The organism is Defluviitalea phaphyphila (genome assembly GCF_001466305.1).
Classification (GTDB): domain Bacteria; phylum Bacillota; class Clostridia; order Lachnospirales; family Defluviitaleaceae; genus Defluviitalea_A; species Defluviitalea_A phaphyphila.
The window spans coordinates 1-2,246 of the sequence record NZ_JWID01000050.1 but is presented as its reverse complement, the minus strand read 5'-3'; the positions used below and the strand labels follow the sequence as shown (position 1 = coordinate 2,246).

The 2,246-nt window shown below is 27.3% G+C and carries 3 protein-coding genes; all 3 read left to right on the top strand.

What is annotated here, in order from left to right; all coding sequences use genetic code 11:
* Positions 1–650 precede the first annotated feature (650 nt).
* The 3 genes from OM90_RS12905 (at position 651) to OM90_RS11950 (ending at position 2,127) form a co-directional block, all read left to right on the top strand.
* Positions 651–794 carry a hypothetical protein gene (locus OM90_RS12905; RefSeq protein WP_160323679.1) on the top strand — a complete coding sequence of 48 codons (144 nt, stop codon included), beginning with the start codon at positions 651–653 and terminating at the stop codon, positions 792–794.
* Between the two features lie 11 nt (positions 795–805).
* Positions 806–1,021, top strand: a complete 216-nt coding sequence (locus OM90_RS11960; protein ID WP_058487087.1) for a hypothetical protein — start codon at positions 806–808, stop codon at positions 1,019–1,021.
* 767 nt (positions 1,022–1,788) lie between these two features.
* Positions 1,789–2,127 (top strand): colicin D domain-containing protein, encoded by a 339-nt coding sequence (locus OM90_RS11950; RefSeq protein ID WP_058487085.1) that lies wholly within the window; start codon positions 1,789–1,791, stop codon positions 2,125–2,127.
* Positions 2,128–2,246 lie beyond the last annotated feature (119 nt).

Here is a 2,246-nt window from a genome sequence, read left to right as displayed (position 1 = left end):
TTATAATTATATGGGTAGAGACTTTTTAACTTTTCTAACTGGATATATTATCCATATATTTTAATTAACTAGCACAAGAGATTAATTTATAATATAAAATTTTAATAATACTAATTATTGTATAAATATTTGATAAAACAAAACTCCTTTCTGGCAGTAACTTAAACAAAAATCAGAAAGGAGTTTTTATGCTTTTTGTCATAACTATTTAAAAATACCATCAAAAAGAATATTAGAAAATAATTAAAATATGTAGATGAAAGGATAAAAGTATCTCTTCAAAAAGGAGAGGAATTATAGAATAATGTAGGTGCAAAAGAGAACACAAAAACTAAGAAATTTGTTGATAACGCTATAACAGTAGTGTCAAGAAATATACCTTGAAAAAGGTGGTATTTATGGGATAATACAAGAATAGGAATTAAAAATGAAATAAATAATTTCTCTAATAAAGGAATTTCTCAAATAAAAAATTTTGCTGATCATGGTTTAAAAACAAGTTTAAAAAAACAGACGACGGAGTAGAAATCACCCTTAAAAAAGGAGATAATATAGGAGAAGGCATAAATAGTGAATCTAAAAAAGCTAACCATATTGTTTTCAATGTTGGTGGCGATGAGATTCTTGGTCTCGTTGATGAAGCGTGGACTATGAAAGGAAATCCGTTAGCAAATGACCCAGGAGCATATCTAGTAGATATGGGTAGAACTATAGGAACTAATGGAGAAACAGCTATAAAAATAATTGTAAAACCGGGAAAATTGGAGATTATTACAGCTTATCTCGTAAAATAAGGAGGTTCATAATGATTTGTCAAAGATGCAATGGTCAAGGTGAGATTTATAAAGCAAAGGTGAAGAATCTTGGTATTACACTGTATATTTGTGATGAATGTGAAGCGTGTTGGGATGAAGATTCAAATATTGAATTATCAACTTTCCAAGATTTAAGCACATTTTTAGAGCAAAAAGGTACTTCATATAATGATGCTGATATTGAAGATTTAGGATATAACTGGTAAGTATTTAGATATACTTTAGTGATGGAGAGATTTATCTTTCTATAACTTTAACTAAGACAAAGATAACCTATATAAGTCCTATACAATGAATACACATCTTGAATAATATCACATAAATAGCTAATGGACTGTTTGGTTTTGATGGAGGGGGAACTCAATTTGATTTGATGGGACAATATATTGGTGAATTTGTAAACCCTAGATTATTGCCATAGAAGAGGTGAAATATGAGTGAGTTTAAAATAAATCAAAATAAGCTAATTACTGATAATTTTGAGGTAAAATTTGAACAAAAATTAATAAAGTTGAATATATAAGCAAAATTTATTTAGTTTTACTTGAAATACCTAAAGGCTCAAATGAAGTGGATAATTTATATGCAGTAAATGAAAAAGGCGAAATATTTTGGAGGGTTCAAAGTGCGAAAGATGCATTTAATATAACACAGAATACACCGTATATTTCTATGAATATTATTAACTCAAAAATAGTACAAGTGACTAGTTTTTTTGGAATGCGTTATTTGGTAGAAATACGAAGTAGCAAACTTATAGATAAAGAATGCATTGGATGGTAAGCTATCGTTATATTAATTAAAACAATGACAATATAGTAACATAATTTCATGGGGACTGTAAATAGTTGCGTGATGCTAAATCCCCAAGTGTTTACAGCTCTTTAAAAAGAAAATAGCAAACGGATTAAAATACGTAGATGAAGGAATCAAAGCAACTACTAAAAAAAGGAAAATTTTACGAAATAATGCAATGGAAAAGATAAACAATAAAATTAAGGAAAAAGAAAATAAAGAAATTTTTAAAAATGCAGCAGATGACGTTGCAAAGAGAGTGATTAAAGTTGAGTTACCAAGTCTTAATATATCAGAGAAACAATTACAAAAAAAGTTCAAACATGCTATTGACTTTAGAATTAAAGAAAATTTCAATAAAATAAATGTCAAATTATTTAAGGAAGCAATAATAAATTATGTTAATAGTGCTACAGATATTTTTAAATCAACTTATAGAGGCCAATATGTATATGTTTATTTAAAAGACGGACTTGGTGTATATACAGATCTTTCGGGGAATTTTATAAGTGTATAGAAGTTTACTCAAGCACAAATAAATTGTCATATAAAAAATGGTATTAGAATTAAATAATAGAGGAGATTGATATGGGAAGTAAAATATCTATAGGATTAGTATATGAGAATAAATATAAA

Bases quoted from the DNA above. Each gene is read 5' to 3' on its own strand.
- OM90_RS12905 (WP_160323679.1), top strand. From the start codon at position 651: ATGAAAGGAAATCCGTTAGCAAATGACCCAGGAGCATATCTAGTAGAT.
- OM90_RS11960 (WP_058487087.1), top strand. From the start codon at position 806: ATGATTTGTCAAAGATGCAATGGTCAAGGTGAGATTTATAAAGCAAAG.
- OM90_RS11950 (WP_058487085.1), top strand. From the start codon at position 1,789: ATGGAAAAGATAAACAATAAAATTAAGGAAAAAGAAAATAAAGAAATT.